We start from the raw sequence: 18,194 nt of genomic DNA on the forward strand, positions 1-18,194 counted from the left end.
TCAGTGGTTAGTGGTTAGTGGTTAGTACTAAAACCTATACCCTAATTTCACATAAAAGGTTCTACCTGCTTTTTGCAGACTATAGTTATCATATAGCAGCGCATCGGTAAAGTTCTTGACCTCGGCCGAGAGGGTATATTTATTCCTTGGCGCTGTATAGGTAAGGCTTAGATCGTGGGAGAGCTGCGTGGGTACGGTGATTTTCGCCCCCTCGCTCTGCCAAGAGAGGAAAAACTCATGCGTATAAGCCAAGTTATAGCCCAAGGTAAGCCCATCGTCCTGAGTGATAAGGTCGGCAAAGGTATAAGAGGCATCGGCATTACCAAAGAGATAAGGCATGTTAGGCACCCGATCCTTGTAGGTGAGCGAATTGGCTCCGTTGGTATTTTTGCGTTCGTGGTTGCGCATATCCATATAAGAGAGATTTCCCCCTACAGAAAAGGTTTTCTGATAGAAATAGCGCAGGGTGAAATCACCGCCCAACGTAAGTACCTTGCCATGGTTCTTGCTGGTAGCTGCTCCTGTGCTGGCTACATTGCGAATGATATAGTCCTGAATATAGCGCAGGGCAAAGCCTCCTTCCGCTAAAAGAGCATGGCCATTAGCTTCGGGCTGCCAAGAGAGATTCACGTTGAGATTATTGCTCTGCTCAGGGCGCAATTGGTTGGCTCCTATCTCTAAGTCACCATCTCCGAAAAGCTCTCGGTCATTGGGCAAGCGGTAGCTCTTTTCATAAGAGAGCTTGGCCAATAGTTCCTTAGAAAACTCATAAGAAGAACCTATCCCCGCCCCCAAAGCATCGGTACGCTCGGTATGATCTTCATAAACGGACAAATAGCCGTGGCCACTCACCACTGCAGGGCCTGTTACTTTAGCTGCATAATATTTGCCGAAGGCTAAGACCGTCCACTGGTCATTCGGCACATATTTGTACGAGAGGCCTGTGATATTCTTCTGGTTGATGCGATCCATAAAATCAGCATCAGAAGAAAAAGGCGTAAAAAGCTGGCTCTTGGTCAATCTATAATAGTGGCTAAAGGTATGCGTAAGCTGCAAGAAGTGCTTTTCGCTTAGCCAATAATCCAAATGTGCCGCCACATAGGCTGTCTTGCCTTCAAAGACTGTATTCTGATACATAGCCTCTCCCATCGTAGGCTTAGTTCTGTAGGAGCCGTCCCAACTATACATACGATTCTCCTCATCTACGACATTGGTAGTTGTCAGGTCGTAACGGCCTGTAACGGAGAGGCTCAGCCCCTCCAACAAGTTTTTCTTTTCGTACTCTATCCCTGTACTATAGGTATAGGAGGTTTGGTACTTACCCCCAAAGACAATCTGCATGAGATTGGCATTCTGTATCTGTTTGTACTCTTGGTTATAGTTCAGGGAGAAAGAGAGCTTATCTGCCCAAGGCTCCTTGAAAATATTCACTTTCCCAATGATCACCTCATTGTGATAACGATCATGGAAACGCTTGAACCATTGTCTATCCTTGGAATAAATCCCCTTGGCCAAATCTAAATAATGGGTAAGCACCTTATAGCTATTATCGGAATAGTTCTGATAGGCGTTGAACTCTATCCCTATATTATCGGTCAGTGGTGCCCCTACATTGAGCGTACTCTTATGGGTATTGAAAGAGCCAAAAGTATAACTTAGGTTAGCATACTGAGCATTGCTGCGCTTGGTAACGATATTCACCGCCCCTCCCAAGGCATCAGAACCAAAGGTAACAGGCACCACTCCTTTATAAATTTCAATACGGTCAATTAGTTCAGTAGGGATATTGCCTATTTGAAAAGAAGAAGCCCTACTGATAGGCACCCCATCCACAAAAGTACGTACATGCTGACCTGTAAAACCATTGAGATTGATTTGGCTCTCAGCTCCCACACCACCCGTTTCGCGTACCTTTACCCCAGAGGCTTTGGCAAGCATATCGGCGGCATTGCTATTGAGGTGTGTGAGCTTGGAGGCATCTATAGCAGCTACATTATAGGCACTCTTCTCCACCTGCTTGATGGGGGTGATTGCCTCCACCGTAATGCCTGTAAGAGCGGTGATTTCTTCCTCCATTGCCACATTGAGCACCACCACAGGTTGTGTCACGGTAAGAGTTTGCTCTTGTGCCTTATAGCCCATGGACTCTATAGAGAATGTATAAGGCACTTTTCTATAAGGTACTGACAGAGAAAAATTCCCTTGGCCATCGGCCACTGCATACTTTTTAAGTTCCTTAAGCTGCACTACTGCCCCCATTACAGGCTCTTTGCCTGCGGTGATACGCCCCTTTACGGTAGCTATTTGCTGGGCAGAAAGTACCCCTACACAGAGGTAAAACACACAAAACCAAAAACTTCTGAAAGAGAAATACATCATATAGCTTACATCCTATTTCTAAACGGGGGCAAAGATACTAATTTATTTGGAATAATTCTAAAATAATTTATTGATTAGCAGATTTGTCTAAGTTAATTAAAAATCCCCATGAGTTATGATAGCTCACGGGGATTTTTAGTATTTCTCTATTGTGCTACGTCCTAAACTGTTAATTGGCATATCATCTCCACAAAAGCAGGATCTCGGTGAGAGGAGAAGAGCGTTTGCGCAGCAAATCGATATAATCAGTTTGTAGTTTGCACCAGTCGGCTTTGGAAGTAGGGCATCCCCATATTTTTGACCATATACCAGTAGCAAAAATATCGTCGCGGTTGAAATCGTCTTCCCAAACTAATTCCCATTCCTCTTTTTCTTTGGAAGGGGTGTCCTCTTCTTTTTGTTCTTGAGAGGAGCCTACAATGATGCTCCAAATGCATAAAATAATAAAAGTTTTTCTCATAATATTGTATTGTTTTTAAGTTATTCTAAATGCAAAAGTATTGATAATTAGCAAATTAGCAAATTAGTAAATTAGCGAATTTGCATATTAGGCAATTAAGTATTACTTTTGCGGAATTAATTTAAATATAAAAAAAGATGAAAAAAGTACTTTTAATGGGAGTGTTAGCTTCCTTTATGTTAGCGGGTTGTGGTACAGCTAAATCACCAGAGATGAAACGCTTGGAAAAACAAGAACAAGCCTTGAAACTCAATACTGAGCTCAACGAATTGCAAATGAAACTCACTCAAGAGCAAACCAATAATCAGTCGTTGCAAACTGAGGCTACGCAAGCTAATGAAGAAGCTACCAATCGTACGGATGCTTTTAGTGATGCGAGTTCGGCTTCGGCAAGTGCTAAAAAAGCGAACAAAGCTGAAAAGGCTTTGCGCAAAGCTAGTAAAGCTAATAAGCAATTAGCCAAAAGTAATCGCCGTATTGAGAAGTTGCAAAAAGACATCACTAAATTGCAAGAAAAGATAACTAAACTAAATGCTGAAGTAGAATTTAGCAAATAGATACAAGTTAGATGTCTTATTAAAAATTCCCGTGTGGTAGTACCACATGGGAATTTTTATTTATTGCTTGTCGTGCTACGACCTTATCGGCTTATTTTTTCAGCCCAAGTGAAAAGTTCTCCCAGATCGTAATCACCACTGTGAGGTTTGTCCCAAGGGAGAGCATAATCTACAGGATAGTGGTTATTTTGGAGCGCTGTAGCAAGTATTAAGGATATAGCAGCAGAGGTATCACTATCCTTAGCACCATGACGTATACGCCAATATTTGGCTAGATGAGCATTTTTATTGCCTATGAAACTCATTGGGTTCATCAGTTTTACTATATTGGCATCTGCCATTTGGCTTTCTACAACACTGTTTTTTAAGGCATAAGGAGTGAAATGCTTTTTGTCGGTGGTGGCATCGCCAAAGAGTTGGTTCTCACCTATGCTGAGGTCAAGCCCATCAAAAGCTGGGGGACTTTTGTGTCGCTCCATATAAGTGATATAGCCATCCCAGTCTATGGTCGTAACTTTACCATTTTTAAGTGTAAGGAAAGAATATTTGCTAAGGTCTGTTCCTTCCCTTTGAGCCTTTTCAGCAGCCGCTATAATAGTTTGCTTTAGCAATTCTTTAAAACTACCTTCACCTTTGGAGTTTAGGGTAAGCTGTTCGCCTTTGCTGTCTTTTAGCTTTAGGCTATTGAGGTAAGCGGGGAAGTCCTTTTTGAGGTCAGCAGAAACTTTTGTCTGTTCAGGGGTAAAAGTCCCTGTCTTATAAGTGCGTTGTACATTGTAATCAAGCATAGAAATCTCCATCGTTTTGTACTGACTAAGGTTACCGAACTGCCATTCGTAGGCTTTGTCAGCGTTCTCTAAGTTGGTGATAGGACAATAAGCTGATACGGCGAAAATAGCATCAGTAGCAGGGGCAGCACCTAATTCCTTTAAGTAAGGCTCGTAAGCGGCTTGGTCTCCAGAAGCTCCTAAGAGGGCAGACGAGGCACCTCCCGCACTCGTACCATTGGAGATAATCTTATTGGCATCACCAGGTATTTCTTTGTCGTTATATTTCAGGTAGCGCACCGCTGCTTTTAGGTCTACAATCACAGCAGGGGCTTTGCCTGTAGCCGAGGTACGTCCGCGTGCACCTGGTGAGGCTACGACAAAGCCTTTGCTAAGTGCCATAATAAGCGAGTTATTTGTATCTTTATTACCTCCAGTGAGTGAAAGGGGCTTGGCGGGCATATAGCCTCCTATGCCATTGGGTAAGAAAATAGGAGCAGTTTGAGCGTTAAAACCGTTGATTGTTTCGCCATTGAAGTAGGCTTCTGGAATGTAGATATTCAGCTGTTGGTATTGTTCTTCCACAGGATTAGCTACATATACAATCCCCTCATAGGCGCGTACTGTAAGGGTTTGAGTACCTTGTGTTACTTGTTGGGTAGTGTATTTGGTAGCATCAAAACGAAGGGGATATTTTTGCAATTCTTTTAAGATAGCTTCTCCTACGCTTTTAGCCGATTGCGGGTTCTGACCGGTAATTACACGGTTATCTACGCTCACCTTGTCTTGCCACAAGCCTGCTTTATCAATGATAGCCCCGTGCTCTTTAAGTTTGTCTTCTAATGAATAAGGCACTACTTTGGTGAGTTTTACAGCCTCTTCTTCCTCATTCGTAAAAGGACTCAAAGTTTTGCCACTCACTAAATATTTACCGTCAGAGAGTTTAATATTCACTAAGCCCGATGGTCCGTGACATACTGCAGCTACTACACCTCCTTTTTCGTAAATTTGTTGGGCTATTTGGCAAGGGCTTCACTGTTGGCAAAATCCCACATGGTGCCGTGTCCGCCCGCATAAAAGATAGCGGCATAGTCCTCAGCTTTTACTTGTGAGGGAGCGAGGGTGTGAGCTAACTGTTTTTGGTAGTCGGCACTTTCCCAATATTTTTTATTGATAGGATCGTCTAACTTTACTCCGTAGGCAGTAGCTGTACCCCCTTTGGGGCTCACAAAATCGACTTTATAGCCTGCCGCCGTAAGCACTTCTAAGGGGTGCGTTACTTCTGATAGGAAATAGCCCGTAGTTTCTCCTGTATTCCCTAGCTGGGTATGGTTTGTTACTACAAAAAGTATTCTTTTGTTCTGTGCTACCCCTGCTACACTGTAGATAAGGGCGAGCAATACTATTAATTTTTTCATTGTTTTTTCTTTTTAAATTGAGAGACAAAGGTACGGCTAATATGTCTGTATTACTGTGAGGTATGTCACTTTTTTTGTGTGAAGTAAAATACAGACGGCTGAGGGTCTCGCGTGACACACCTAAATAGGAGGCTATCAAGCTCTTAGGTAGGCGTTGTAACAGCGAGGGATAGAGTGCTGCGAACTGTTCATAACGAGTGCGAGCATCATCGCTGAGCAGGGAAAGGATACGCCTTTGTTGAGCAGCATACCCCATATTACATTTTTGGCGGTGGAAGGTATTAAATTGAGGTAGTTCGGCACACAGTTTTTCTTTATCGGCATAAGTAATGGCAAGTATCTCAGTATCTTCTAAGCAGCAAATGTTAAGGGTAGCCTTCCTCTTACCGAAAAAGGCTTGATAATCGGTAACCCACCAGTTTTCCATAGCAAATTGCACAATATGTTCTTTGCCATTAGCATCTAAGAGATAAGTTTTTAAGAGCCCTCTTAGCACCCAATATTCGTGGGTAACGACTTTGTTCTCGGGTAGTAAGAAATCATCTTTTTTAAATGAATAATGGGTGAAATGCGAGGCGATATAAGCAAACTCCTCATCAGTAAGAGAGATGAGTTCTTCAAAGTGTTGTCGTAAAGGGTGCATATTTTTGTAAAAGTAATATGATAAAGCAGCAAAGGTATAAAATAATTGACAATTAACAAAAACTCCCCATGATGCGAGCCACATAGGCAGTTTGCGTCATGGGGAGTTTTTACAATTAGCAGATTTGCCAATAGGCTTACCAACTCGTTATTTCTTACTATCGTAGTAGTTATTCATTATTTTTGCAGAAAACTTGCTATCAGGAGTCCTAACCACAATCCCCTCTATCACATGCTGGGCAAAATAAGCCTCACAGGTAGCGAGCAATTCCCCTCTGCTGCTAAATTCTTTTTCAAAGATAATAGGAACCGTCTGGATACCAAGCGCTTGTGCTTTGGCTACAAACTCGGCATGAGGGAGCTTGTAGGTAATTCCTCCTCTGAGGCGATCTATACCAAAGAAACGAATATTGGCTGCTTCTTTTAGTGCAGGATTGAGTTTGTTACCCGAACTGCCTACTCCTTGTCCGTTAAGCTCGCCACGCAATACAATCTCTGTCTCTTGGGCTGCTCTCAAGATATCTTGGTACTGGCTACCATATTTGATATAGGTTTCGGTACTCTCTACTTCTGTATCACCTTTCTTTACAAAACGCTCCATCACATTCTTGCGTGTGGCGATATACTCAGTGGAGATACTAATGGAAGTACCATCTATCTTCTGGGTACCAATCAGATAGATAGGAAACACTACCTCATTCCACACATTGTTGATATTCTCTTCATCTGTCTGATACCAACCAGAGGGGAAAGGACTTAGTTGGGTGTCACCCATGAGCTTGATAGGGGCTTCATATTTGGTAATTCCTAAGCTCTCGGCACTGATAGGTTGTTCCCCTATATGAGAAGTTACTACGGAAAGAGGCAAGAGAATCCCATTGGAATAGACTTTGTCGCCATTAGGCTCTTTAGAGAGTGGGAACTTAATGGCTCGGATACGCCGTGGTTGGTCTTCTATCTTACCCAGATAAGACTTCTTAGGATCACCGCCTGGAGCAATAAAATCCTGAAAGAGAGGTGTATCAGGCAAGCAATAATCAGGCTGGATATAGATAGCGGTGTCGCCTACTGCATAGAGGTCTTTTTGAGCAACCAACTCAAATCCTGTTTCTTCTAAGGTGATAAGCTCTACACGCTCGGCTAATTCCTCTTTTTTATAGAGAGGAAATTTAGCTTTGATAGTTACTTTCTGTACGGGTGTTGCCATGATTGTTATTTTGATGATACTTATAAGCCAAAGAAGGCCTAAAGAAAATAGCGCAAAGCCAAAATCGTTCCTATATGCATTCCCTCATGGGTATTGTTAAAGAGAATGGCCTCCTCTACATTGTGGAGCGTATAGCCAAAAGAGGTTTCATATACAGGATAGTCTTTCCCTGCAAATACCCCTTTTTGATAGTCCTCAATGATTTGGTCGTGAGTGGAGGTCAGTAGCTGGCGGAGGGTAGCAATTTCCTCTTGGCTTGGGATATGCCCATCGGGGTAGGTACCCTTTTTGTAAGTGTTGATCAGCTCTTCTGAGACATGGGGTTGCACTCCTGCGAGCTTATAGCACAGCAGCTGTTGGGTAACCACGCAGTGGGCTATATTCCATAGGATATTGTTGTGAAAGCCCTCTGGGATGAGCGCTAATTGTTCTGGGGTAGCTTCGTCTAAGAAGCGTAACAGACGGGCACGTATGGCCTTGTGTAAGTTAAATGCTTTTGTCATGGTTTATAATTAGCACATTAGCCAATTTGTCAATTAGCTAATTATGTATTTTTAATTTGTCAGTTGTTTTAGGGCTGTTTCCAATTGTTTAAGGCTGTTCCTTATTGTTACTTTACCCTACACCCCGTAACTTCTGCAGCCTTACAGACGAAATTGCAGAGTGTCTTATGGATATTGCCATAAGGTTAGTTTGCTTGTTTGCTAATTTTAGAAAGTTCTTCTTCCACTTCTTCTATAGTTGGCAGTACTGATGCCACCATTTGTGCAACAGCTTGTTGTGTAAATGTATCTTTCTGTTTTTCAGAATTCTGAATTAGTGCAACAAGTTGTTGCACTAATAGCATATCAGCATTAGCTGAAGTGATAAGCCGTACTTGAGTACGTTCTATATCTGCACCAATAGCTTGTACTACAAAGGACAAATCTTTAGGCCTTATATTCTGAAGCATGTTTTCCATGATGTACCTTTTTACCAAATAAATCTCAATTATAATATTCTACTGAATATTTTCTTCTTACTTTTGACATATGAGAAACTGTGAGTCCATAGGGTTAATTTACTATTTATCAGTAGGCTGAATTGACAATACTTTGCGCAGTTCGTCTATATCGGGTAATACACGCTGGAGCTGTTCAGGCATTTCGGCAGTAGTGGTATAGCGAGCTACTCCCATTGGTTTGTTATAGTCTTGAATAATGTATTCTACAAAATCTCTATTAAAGTCTTTGCAAAGAATGATACCAATAGTAGGATTTTCGTGAGGTTTCTTTACAGTGTCATCTAAGATTCGCAAATAGGTAGTGAGTTGTCCTAAATAAGAGGGTTTGAAATTGCCTTTTTTGAGTTCCACACATACCAAACAATTAAGTTCGCGGTTAAAAAAGAGCAAATCAGGATATTGTTCCTCCTCAAACACTTCCAAATGGTATTGATTGCCTACAAAAGTAAAATCTTTGCCAAAAGTCATGATAAAGTTCTTTACATTGTGGATAATCTGTTGTTCTACTACCCGCTCATCTATATCAGCGAGATCACGTTCCCCTATCTCTTCCACATTGATAAAATCAAGTAGGTATTCATCTTTGAACATTTCAACTGCTTTACGTGCTAATTTCTTAGAAGGGAGCGTTTGGGAGAAATTATTAGGGATAGGTTCCTTTTGGAAGACACCTTCATCTATAATCTTCATCAAAGTATATTTACTCAGATGTTCTTTAGCACATTTACGGATATAAAACAAACGCTCTTCTATATCCTTCACTTTTGCTATGATAATACTATGATGAGTAAATGGTACCTCAAGAAAAGTATTGTCATAAAGCATATCAAAACGCGGTAACAATATGGGTGTATTCATAGTTTCTAATTCGGCAGCCGTAGCTGCCGAATCAATAAAATCTTCGTTATCAGATATTTGTAATTTGGAAACCGTGGTTTCCAAATTAGTATCCAGCTCCTGCCACGCCTCATAAAAGGCTCTCATATTACGCAAATGTCGTGCTCCAAACCCACGAAGTCCTGGCAATTCTTTGTGAAGTTCCGCTGCTATTATTTCAATAGCTCCTGTACCCCATACTCCTTTGCGGGTATTTTGGGAGACATAGCGCCCTACACCGTAATACAAGGAGAGTTGTACGGCATTTACTTGCTTAGCAGCCTTGTACTGACTGCTGAGAATGGCTTCTTTTATCTGCTCAGTGGCAGTCATATAATTTGATATTGCCATAAGGTTCGTTTTTCGCTTTTCACTCACATACCCCGTTGTGGTCACTGGTTGGCTCTACTAAAAATAAGCGTTGAGCAGTTCCCTCCAAAGCCAAAGGAGTTGGACAGTACATGCTTAATAGGCTTGTGCTTAAGAGTTGTCTGTGGGCGGAGGGGTACCTCTGGCATAGGGGTTTGCCAATTTAGGTTAGGCCATACTGCTCCTTCTTGAATTGCCAACAGGCTAAAGATTGCCTCCACAGCCGAGGCAACCGCGAGGGTATGCCCTGTAAAGGGTTTAGTGGAGCTAAAGTCTGGCACCTCCTCGCCAAAGATACGCATCAGGGCGCGGCTCTCGGAAAGGTCATTGTTCACCGTGGCGGTACCATGGGCATTGACATAGTCTATATCAGTGGGGGTAAGTCCGCTTATAGCCAAAGCCTGTTGCATAGCCAAGAAAGCCCCTTCCCCTTCTTCGGAAGAAGCTGTTTGGTGATAAGCATCATTGGCATTGCCCCAACCTGAGAGTACCCCTATAATGGTTCTACCTTCGGCTAAGGCGGTAGCCTCCCGCTCCATGATAAGGAAAGCACCCGCCTCCCCCAGATTCAGCCCCTTGCGATGTGCATCGAAGGGCGTACAATCAGCATCGGAGAGGATCATCAGGCTATTGAAGCCATTGATAGTGAATACTGAAAGCGCATCGGCACCACCTACGGCTATACGCTGGGCGCGACCTGTGCGAAGCAAATTGGCCGCTGTAAGTATGGCATTGGCCGAAGACGAACAAGCGGTACTGACACTGGTTACATAACCCTTGATACCGAAGTAGTCTGCTATCTGCCCTGTTACCTCTCCTATGTTGTGATAGGGAATATAGCGGCGCAGCTCCTCTTGGGTAGTATATGCGTAGAAATAACGCTCGGTCATATCCATACCCCCCACACTGGAGGCCATTACCATACTCAGCTGTGCCACCTCAGTGGGGGTAAGTCCTGCTTGGGCGATAGCTTTCTTAAGTGCCCAAATACCCAAAAGCCCTGTACGGGAATAGTGATTGACCACAGGTAGCCCCAATTGCTGGGCAAGAAAGTCATTGGTATGCTTGATCTCCCCTACCCTGATGTGATCACGGTGTAGGGTAGATACATTTTCTACAACAGACAGTCCCGATTGTCCTGAAAGCAAGCCCGCAAGATGCTCTTCAAGGTTATCCCCCAGCGCGGAACAAATCCCCATTGCTGTGATAACAATCCTTTCTGCCATGCTATTTGGTTCTGTGCTTTTGGATATATTCGGCCATAGTGGCTATGGAATAGAAAATCTCCTTCCCTTGCTTAGGATCAGAGAGGCGTATGCCATATTCTTTGTCTAAGAGTACGATTAGCTCAAGAGCATCAATAGAATCCAGCCCCAATCCGTCAGCTCCAAAGAGAGGGGTATTTTCGTTGATCTCCTCCGCGGAGAGTTCTTCCAAGTTAAGTGCTTCTACGACTTTTTGTTTGAGTTCTGCAATGAGTGCGTCCATTATCTATACGATTTATAATTTCTGCAAAGATACAACTTTAATGATTAATGACAAATGATTAATGGTAAATAAGTTATCAGTGGGCAGTAGACAGTAGACATTGGGCAGTGGACAGAAGACAGAGAGTAGAAGCAGCCGCTAGAGTCTAACTTTTAACAATTAACAATTGATAATTGACAATTAACAATAAAAACTTTCTACATTGGAAAAAAAGCACGAACTTTGCTCTCCCAATACATGTACCCTAATGAAGAGACTATTCGGAAGTATTTTACTGGCAGGTCTTTTGGCTATAGCCCCTGCTTGTAAGCGTGATAAAGCCCCTGCACCCGTTGTGCAACAAGTGGCTGAACCACCCAAACCTGTCTATGAATATGGTTTTAACTTATTAGAATACAACATCATAAAGGACACCCTCAAGCCTGGCGATACCTTCGGTGCACTGCTAAGCAACCATGGCGTACCCCTTGAAAGGGTAGCCAAGATTGCTGACCTCTCCAAGGAGTTGATACGCCCACGCAACTTCAAGGCAGGACAGGCCTATGCGCTTATCTTTGACAAAAAACAGCCTGACTCCTTAGCCTACTTTCTCTATCAGCCTGACTTGCTACACTTTATAGAAATAAAAACCAGAGATTCTCTTGCTATTCGCCAGATTGATCGCAAGGTAACCCTAGTGGAGCGTGAGGGCGGAGGCTATATCAAGAACAACTTGCTTGATGATATGACCAAATCAGGCTTATCCTTCGCCGCTGCCTATAAGCTTTCCCAAATCTTTGACTATACCATCGACTTCTTTAACCTACAGGAAGACGATAAGTTCAAGATCATCTATGACGAACGCTATGTAGATGATACTATCAATGCGGGTTTGGTACAAGTAAAAGCCGCTTTCTTCGAGCACAAGGGAAAGCCCTACTATGCTTTTCACTTCCAAGCTGATACCACCAAGTCGGGGGGCTACTACGATGAAAATGGAAATATGATGAAGCGTATGTTCCTAAAATCTCCTTTGGATATCTTCCGTATCACCTCGCACTATGGTATGCGTTACCACCCTATCCTCCACCAGATGAAAGGGCACTTTGGTACTGACTATGCCGCTCCCTCAGGGACGCCTATCCGTGCTACCGCCAGTGGTACTGTAACCCAAGCAGGCTATGGGTCAGGCAACGGAAACTATGTGAAGATTCGCCATGACAAGACCTACGAAACCCAATACCTACACATGTCCAAAATCATTGCCCGCAAGGGACAGCATGTAGCCCAAGGAGAAGTCATTGGACTGGTAGGCAGCACAGGACTTGCCACAGGCCCCCATGTGTGTTACCGCTTTTGGAAAAATGGGGTACAGGTAGACCCTCTTAAAGAGAAACTCCCCGATGCTACCCCCATTGATGAAAAACTAAGACCTCGCTATATGGAAGCCATCGCTCCCTTAAAAAAACAGTTGGACGCGGTGCCTTATACGAATATACAGACCACTGAGCAAGCAGAAGTTGTTCCCGATACACTCAAGGCTCAGTAAATTTTTACCTAAACTCAAGACAATGAACATATTAAGATTTATCACTGCTGGTAGTGTAGATGACGGAAAGAGTACCCTTATTGGTCGCTTGCTTTATGATAGCAAGAGTATTTTGGCCGATCAGCTTGAAGTACTCGAACAGCAGTCCAAGAATAAAAATGAAGACGGAGTGGATTTGGCCATTCTCACCGATGGCCTTCGTGCCGAGCGTGAGCAAGGAATCACTATAGATGTGGCTTACCGCTACTTTGCTACCGACAAACGTAAGTTTATCATTGCCGATGCTCCTGGACATACCCAGTATACACGCAATATGATCACAGGCGCCTCCAACTCAGACCTAATCATTATCCTTATAGATGCCCGCAACGGCGTTACCGAACAGACCCGCCGACACTCCATCATCGCCTCCTTGCTAAATATTCCTAAGGTAGTGGTAGCGGTCAACAAAATGGACTTAGTGGATTACTCTCAGGAGGTTTTTGAGGGAATTAAGAAGGATTACGAGGCTATAGCCAAGCGCTTGCACCTGAAAGAGGTGTATTACTTCCCTATCTCGGCTTTTGTAGGCGACAATATCGTAAATACTACCGATGCCATGCCTTGGTACAAGGGAGAATCGCTCTTACACTTTCTGGAAAAAGTAGAAATAAACACCAGTAGCTACCCTCATGCACGTTTCCAAGTACAGTATGTGATTCGTCCTCAGACAGAAGCCCTACACGACTACCGTGGTTATGCCGGACAAATCCTCTCAGGAGGCTATCGCCAAGGAGACACCATTGAGATACTCCCCGAAGGTATCACCACTACCCTTACCAAAATAGAGATAGACGGCAAGGAAGTGGCCGAAGCCTCTGCTGGTATGCCTGTGGTGCTACACATTGCCGATGATATAGACATCTCCCGTGGGGATTACTTTGTACACCCAAACCATACCCCTCACATGGAACAAACCGTAGAGGCAACGCTCTGCTGGATGGATCGAAGAGAGCTACGCCCAGGGGGCAAATACCTCTTACAACAGCGCAGCCGCCTGACAAAGGTTATTGTTAAGGAAATTATCTACAAGATAGATGTCAATACTCTGGAGCAAACCACCGAGGTAGAAAGCCTTAAACTCAACGAAATCGCAAGAGTACAGCTCCGAGCCGCAGTGCCCCTTGTCTATGACCCTTTCCAAGAAAACCCACAAATGGGCAGCGCTATCCTTATTGATGAGACCAGCAATGCCACTGTAGGGGGCGTACTTATAAGTGAAGAGTGAAGAGTGAAAAGTGAAGAGTGAAAAGTGAAGAGTGAAAATATATAGGGCGAATTGTCATTCGCTCCTACAACTAAAAATTAAAAAATGGATACTACAACAACCGCTCCTGTAGAAAAAACCGCTAAACCCCAATGGCTAAGGGTAAAGCTGCCTACAGGAAAAAAATATACTGAATTGCGTAGCTTGGTAGATAAGTACCAGCTCAACACTATTTGTACCTCTGGAAGCTGCCCTAATATGGGCGAGTGCTGGGGACATGGTACAGCTACTTTTATGATTTTGGGTAACATCTGTACGCGCTCCTGCGGTTTCTGCGGGGTGAAAACAGGGCGACCTGATACTATAGATTGGGAAGAACCTGAGAAAGTTGCCCGCTCTATCAAGCTCATGAATATCACCCATGCCGTGATTACTTCCGTTGACCGTGATGATCTCAAGGACATGGGCAGTATCATCTGGGCAGAAACAGTCAAGGCTATTCGCCGTATGAACCCTAAAACAACCCTTGAGACTCTTATTCCCGATTTCCAAGGTGTAGAACGCAACCTCAACCGCATCTTAGCCGTAGCGCCTGAGGTAATCTCTCACAATATGGAGACCGTACGTCGCCTAACCCGTGAGGTACGTATCCAAGCCCAATATGACCGCAGCCTTGGAGTGCTTCGCTACCTGAAGGAAAACGGTGCTCATCGTACCAAATCGGGTATTATGCTCGGCCTTGGTGAAACCGAAGAAGAGGTAATCCAAACCCTCTATGACCTAAAAGAAGCCAAAGTAGATGTGGTGACCATAGGTCAATACCTACAACCCTCTAAGAAACACCTGCCCGTGAAACAATTCATCACTCCTGACCAATTCCAAAAATACAAGGAAATAGGTGACTCCTTAGGCTTCCGCCACTTTGAAAGTAGCGCTTTGGTAAGGTCTTCTTATAAGGCGTATAAACACGTTTTATAGTGACAAGTGACCTTGATAGTAACAAATGACAAGTGACTAACGATTCATATCATTCTGATTATTAATCGTTAGTCACTTGTCATTCATCATTAGTCACTAGTCACTATTAGTAGTTATCCGTAGGAGCGACAAATACCTCTTCTTTGTGTTTTACACCACTGATAAGCTCTTGTAAGTGTTGGAATATCACAAAAAGCACTGGTATCACAATCAGTCCAAAGAAGGTACCAATAAGCTGACCTACAGCAGCACCTGTGGCTACCGAACGGTTACCCGCAGCTCCTACCCCTGTGGCAAACACCAATGGTAATAACCCCACGATAAAGGCAAAGGAGGTCATCAAGATAGGTCGCAAACGTGCCATAGCCGCATTGATCGCTGCCTTAGAAAGACTTTCTCCATGTCGACGCCTTTGTACGGCAAACTCTACAATCAAAATCGCATTCTTGGCCAACAGCCCCATGAGCATAATCAGTGAGATCTGGAAATAGATATTGTTCTCCAAACCAAAGAGCCACTGACCTAAATAGGCTCCAAAGATACCAAAAGGCAAAGAGAAAAGTACTGATAATGGCAAAATATAACTTTCATACTGTGCCGATAGGATAAAGTAGGTAAATACCAAGCTCAACATAAAAATTAGAATAGTTTGTGAGCCTGAATTTTGTTCCTCACGGGAAAGACCTGTATAGTCAATACTATAGTTTGCATTAAGGGTTTGAGCCGCTACCTCTTCCACTGCTTTTATGGCATCTCCTGAACTATAAGCAGGATTGTTCTGTGCTGAAACAGCTACGGAGGTAAAAAGGTTATAACGGCTGAGTGATTGAGCCCCAAAGGTACGGTTTAAGGTTACAAATTCCGATATAGGAGCCATCTCCCCATTGCCTGTTTTTACATATAGACTATTAAGGCTATTGAGATCCTTACGAGCTTCAGGCAATGCCTGTACCATTACACGATACTGCTTACCGTAAAGGGTAAAGTCGGTAGCATAGAAGCCCCCTATGTAGTTCTGCAAAGTAGAGAGGATCGTACTTACTGCTATACCCGATTGCATAGCGCGCTCGACATTGATATCCATCTGATATTGAGGATAATCCACATTGAAGGAGGTTTGAGCAAACTGTATTTCGGGGCGTTGCATTAAGGCAGCTAGGAATTTCTGTACATCGGTATTCACCTGACTTAGTTCACTTCCTGCCTTATCCAATAGCACAAATGACACACCACCTCCAACACCAAAACCTGGCACTGATGAAGGTTGGAAGAAGATAACTTTAGCATCTTTGATAGAGGAAGCAGCCCCAAAAGCACGCTGAATAATGGTATTTATATCTTGTCCTGGTATTTTAGAACGTTCTTTGAAAGGTTTGAGTTTTAAAAAGCCCATACCGTTATTACTACCTTCTCCTGAGAGCATACCACGTCCAGTAACAAAGGTAGCATTCTCAACACCAGGAATATTGGATAGTTTTTCGTTCACCTCACGCATTACATTAGCTACACGTTCCATTGAGGCGCCTGGTATCATCTCTGCATTCATCATCACAAAGCCCTGGTCTTCGTTAGGCACAAAGCCCGACTTCATCTGGCTATTGGCGTAATAAATACCTCCTCCTGCCAAAACAAAAAGCACTAAGGTTACCCATTTGTGACGAAGGAAAAAAGTAAAAGTCTTCCCATACTTAAGAGTTGCCGCATTGAAAGCAATATTGAACTTATGGAAGAACTTACCTATCCAAGATTTTTCCTCATACTCCTTATCTCCATGAGGTTTTAGGAAAAGAGAACACAACACAGGACTGAGGGTAAGTGCATTAATAGCCGAAATAGCAATCGCTACGATAAGGGTTACCCCAAATTGCTTATAGAATACCCCTGTAGTACCTCCCATAAAGGTTACTGGCACGAATACTGCCACCATCACAAGGGTAATGGAGATAATCGCCCCTGTAATCTCATTCATGGCGGAGATAGTGGCTGGCTTGGCTTTCTCGTGCGTCTGTTCCATCTTGGCATGGACAGCCTCCACCACGACAATGGCATCATCCACCACTATACCAATGGCCAATACCAAAGCAAACAAGGTAAGCATATTGATAGAGTAGCCGAAGAGGTTTAGGAAGAAGAACGTACCCACAATAGAGACTGGTACGGCTATGGCAGGAATCAGTGTAGAACGGAAATCTTGCAAGAAGATATACACCACAAGGAACACCAATAGGAATGCCTCCAAAAGGGTAGAAACCACTTTGGAAATGGCTGCATCCAAGAAGGTATTAGCATTAAAGTTAATAGTATAAGTAATTCCTTCGGGAAAAGTAGGCTCTACCGATTTAAGATATTTTTCAATGTTCTGAATAATTTCATGAGCATTAGACCCTGGCGTTTGCGAGATACCCATAGCCACCGCTGGGCGACCTTTACTTTCGGAAAAACCTGTATAACTTAAGGCATCAAGTTCTATTTTAGCCACATCTTTCAGGCGGAGCATACGCCCCCCATCAAGGGCTTTGAGTACTATATTTTCATATTCTGAAACTTCCTTGTATTTTCCTTTGTATTTGATGACATACTCATAGCTACTTCCGCTATTTTGTCCCAATGTGCCAGCAGCTGCCTCACGGCTTTGAGCGGAAATAGCCGCCGTTACCTCCGTTGGGTTTAGCTTATAAGCTTGGAGCTTTTGAGGATCAAGCCATACACGCATAGAATAGTTCTTTCCTCCAAAAACAGAGGCGTCCCCTACCCCACTAATACGCTTGAGCGCAGGAATAACATTGATATTTAGGTAGTTCTGTAAGAACACATCGTCCAACTCCTTATTTTCTGAAAAGAAAGTAAGGAACATCAGGTTCCCAGAGTTCTGTTTGCGTACCGTCACCCCGGATTGCACTACCTCTGAAGGAAGAGAGGCATTGGCACGTGAGACCGCATTCTGTACATTCACCGCAGCAATATCCCCATTTGTCCCTTGTTTGAAATACACAGTGATATTAGCAGAACCACTATTAGAGGCTGAAGAGGAGATATAATCCATATTCTCTACCCCATTGACTTGTTCTTCAATAGGAATGACCACCGACTTGAGTACTGTTTCGGCGTTAGCACCCCCATAGTTAGCACTAATTGACACTGTTACAGGAGCAATATCTGGATATTGAGAAATAGGTAAGGATATAATCCCCAATATCCCTAAAATGACTATCATGATAGAGACTACCGTTGATAGCACTGGTCTGTTAATAAAACTTTTAATCATATAACACTAAT

General features: G+C 43.4%; 16 protein-coding genes. 4 read left to right on the forward strand and 12 right to left on the reverse strand.

Annotated elements, in window-relative coordinates:
- Positions 1-27 precede the first annotated feature (27 nt).
- Positions 28-2,379 carry a TonB-dependent receptor gene (locus tag HMPREF9331_RS08335; RefSeq protein WP_016420526.1) on the reverse strand — a complete coding sequence of 784 codons (2,352 nt, stop codon included), beginning with the start codon at positions 2,377-2,379 and terminating at the stop codon, positions 28-30.
- Positions 2,380-2,560: 181 nt separating this feature from the next.
- On the reverse strand, positions 2,561-2,839 hold the full coding sequence (locus tag HMPREF9331_RS08340; RefSeq protein ID WP_016420527.1) for a hypothetical protein: 279 nt from the start codon (positions 2,837-2,839) through the stop codon (positions 2,561-2,563).
- A 137-nt stretch (positions 2,840-2,976) separates the two neighbouring features.
- On the opposite strand from HMPREF9331_RS08340, the gene HMPREF9331_RS08345 reads away from it, so the two are divergent.
- The gene (locus HMPREF9331_RS08345; RefSeq protein ID WP_016420528.1) at positions 2,977-3,396 is read left to right on the forward strand and encodes a hypothetical protein; all 420 of its coding nucleotides are present in this window, start codon (positions 2,977-2,979) and stop codon (positions 3,394-3,396) included.
- An 83-nt stretch (positions 3,397-3,479) separates the two neighbouring features.
- On the opposite strand, the gene HMPREF9331_RS08350 is transcribed toward HMPREF9331_RS08345, so the two are convergent.
- The 9 genes from HMPREF9331_RS08350 to HMPREF9331_RS08385 form a co-directional block, all read right to left on the reverse strand.
- The gene (locus HMPREF9331_RS08350) at positions 3,480-5,069 is read right to left on the reverse strand and encodes a subtype B tannase (protein WP_234945871.1); all 1,590 of its coding nucleotides are present in this window, start codon (positions 5,067-5,069) and stop codon (positions 3,480-3,482) included.
- Positions 5,070-5,179: 110 nt separating this feature from the next.
- Positions 5,180-5,392, reverse strand: coding sequence for a type 1 glutamine amidotransferase family protein (locus tag HMPREF9331_RS13350; RefSeq protein WP_234945872.1), 213 nt, complete (start codon positions 5,390-5,392; stop codon positions 5,180-5,182).
- A 10-nt stretch (positions 5,393-5,402) separates the two neighbouring features.
- On the reverse strand, positions 5,403-6,224 hold the full coding sequence (locus tag HMPREF9331_RS08355) for a Crp/Fnr family transcriptional regulator (protein WP_074698802.1): 822 nt from the start codon (positions 6,222-6,224) through the stop codon (positions 5,403-5,405).
- Between the two features lie 147 nt (positions 6,225-6,371).
- Complete coding sequence (locus HMPREF9331_RS08360; RefSeq protein WP_016420531.1) at positions 6,372-7,430, reverse strand: RNA ligase family protein; 1,059 nt, start codon at positions 7,428-7,430, stop codon at positions 6,372-6,374.
- Positions 7,431-7,468: 38 nt separating this feature from the next.
- Positions 7,469-7,933 (reverse strand): DinB family protein, encoded by a 465-nt coding sequence (locus HMPREF9331_RS08365; protein ID WP_016420532.1) that lies wholly within the window; start codon positions 7,931-7,933, stop codon positions 7,469-7,471.
- Between the two features lie 185 nt (positions 7,934-8,118).
- Positions 8,119-8,391, reverse strand: coding sequence for a hypothetical protein (locus HMPREF9331_RS08370; protein WP_016420533.1), 273 nt, complete (start codon positions 8,389-8,391; stop codon positions 8,119-8,121).
- Between the two features lie 102 nt (positions 8,392-8,493).
- The gene (locus HMPREF9331_RS08375) at positions 8,494-9,660 is read right to left on the reverse strand and encodes a PDDEXK nuclease domain-containing protein (protein ID WP_016420534.1); all 1,167 of its coding nucleotides are present in this window, start codon (positions 9,658-9,660) and stop codon (positions 8,494-8,496) included.
- Between the two features lie 41 nt (positions 9,661-9,701).
- Positions 9,702-10,904, reverse strand: coding sequence for a beta-ketoacyl-[acyl-carrier-protein] synthase family protein (locus HMPREF9331_RS08380; RefSeq protein ID WP_016420535.1), 1,203 nt, complete (start codon positions 10,902-10,904; stop codon positions 9,702-9,704).
- A gap of 1 nt (position 10,905) precedes the next feature.
- Complete coding sequence (locus HMPREF9331_RS08385; RefSeq protein WP_009642558.1) at positions 10,906-11,166, reverse strand: phosphopantetheine-binding protein; 261 nt, start codon at positions 11,164-11,166, stop codon at positions 10,906-10,908.
- 247 nt (positions 11,167-11,413) lie between these two features.
- Between HMPREF9331_RS08385 and HMPREF9331_RS08390 the strand changes: the two genes are divergently transcribed.
- The 3 genes from HMPREF9331_RS08390 (at position 11,414) to lipA (ending at position 14,918) form a co-directional block, all read left to right on the forward strand.
- Complete coding sequence (locus HMPREF9331_RS08390) at positions 11,414-12,694, forward strand: M23 family metallopeptidase (RefSeq protein ID WP_172539812.1); 1,281 nt, start codon at positions 11,414-11,416, stop codon at positions 12,692-12,694.
- Between the two features lie 22 nt (positions 12,695-12,716).
- Positions 12,717-13,961: a sulfate adenylyltransferase subunit 1 gene (locus tag HMPREF9331_RS08395; RefSeq protein WP_016420537.1), complete on the forward strand. Its 1,245-nt coding sequence runs from the start codon at positions 12,717-12,719 to the stop codon at positions 13,959-13,961.
- 84 nt (positions 13,962-14,045) lie between these two features.
- Entirely contained in the window at positions 14,046-14,918 is an 873-nt protein-coding gene (gene lipA / locus HMPREF9331_RS08400; RefSeq protein ID WP_016420538.1) for a lipoyl synthase, read from the forward strand.
- Positions 14,919-15,024: 106 nt separating this feature from the next.
- Here the strand turns inward: lipA and HMPREF9331_RS08405 are convergent, their stop codons facing one another.
- Complete coding sequence (locus tag HMPREF9331_RS08405; protein ID WP_016420539.1) at positions 15,025-18,183, reverse strand: efflux RND transporter permease subunit; 3,159 nt, start codon at positions 18,181-18,183, stop codon at positions 15,025-15,027.
- Positions 18,184-18,194: the final 11 nt, after the last annotated feature.

Source organism: Capnocytophaga granulosa ATCC 51502, from assembly GCF_000411115.1.
Lineage (GTDB): Bacteria > Bacteroidota > Bacteroidia > Flavobacteriales > Flavobacteriaceae > Capnocytophaga > Capnocytophaga granulosa.

What these genes read in the sequence shown, in the direction of transcription:
- HMPREF9331_RS08345 (WP_016420528.1), top strand. Translation starts at nt 2,977, where the DNA reads ATGAAAAAAGTACTTTTAATGGGAGTGTTAGCTTCCTTTATGTTAGCG.
- HMPREF9331_RS08370 (WP_016420533.1), bottom strand. Translation starts at nt 8,391, where the DNA reads ATGGAAAACATGCTTCAGAATATAAGGCCTAAAGATTTGTCCTTTGTA.
- HMPREF9331_RS08375 (WP_016420534.1), bottom strand. Translation starts at nt 9,660, where the DNA reads ATGGCAATATCAAATTATATGACTGCCACTGAGCAGATAAAAGAAGCC.
- HMPREF9331_RS08385 (WP_009642558.1), bottom strand. Translation starts at nt 11,166, where the DNA reads ATGGACGCACTCATTGCAGAACTCAAACAAAAAGTCGTAGAAGCACTT.
- lipA (WP_016420538.1), top strand. Translation starts at nt 14,046, where the DNA reads ATGGATACTACAACAACCGCTCCTGTAGAAAAAACCGCTAAACCCCAA.
- HMPREF9331_RS08340 (WP_016420527.1), bottom strand. Translation starts at nt 2,839, where the DNA reads ATGAGAAAAACTTTTATTATTTTATGCATTTGGAGCATCATTGTAGGC.
- HMPREF9331_RS08395 (WP_016420537.1), top strand. Translation starts at nt 12,717, where the DNA reads ATGAACATATTAAGATTTATCACTGCTGGTAGTGTAGATGACGGAAAG.
- HMPREF9331_RS08335 (WP_016420526.1), bottom strand. Translation starts at nt 2,379, where the DNA reads ATGATGTATTTCTCTTTCAGAAGTTTTTGGTTTTGTGTGTTTTACCTC.
- HMPREF9331_RS08355 (WP_074698802.1), bottom strand. Translation starts at nt 6,224, where the DNA reads ATGCACCCTTTACGACAACACTTTGAAGAACTCATCTCTCTTACTGAT.
- HMPREF9331_RS08360 (WP_016420531.1), bottom strand. Translation starts at nt 7,430, where the DNA reads ATGGCAACACCCGTACAGAAAGTAACTATCAAAGCTAAATTTCCTCTC.
- HMPREF9331_RS08365 (WP_016420532.1), bottom strand. Translation starts at nt 7,933, where the DNA reads ATGACAAAAGCATTTAACTTACACAAGGCCATACGTGCCCGTCTGTTA.
- HMPREF9331_RS08405 (WP_016420539.1), bottom strand. Translation starts at nt 18,183, where the DNA reads ATGATTAAAAGTTTTATTAACAGACCAGTGCTATCAACGGTAGTCTCT.
- HMPREF9331_RS08380 (WP_016420535.1), bottom strand. Translation starts at nt 10,904, where the DNA reads ATGGCAGAAAGGATTGTTATCACAGCAATGGGGATTTGTTCCGCGCTG.
- HMPREF9331_RS08390 (WP_172539812.1), top strand. Translation starts at nt 11,414, where the DNA reads ATGAAGAGACTATTCGGAAGTATTTTACTGGCAGGTCTTTTGGCTATA.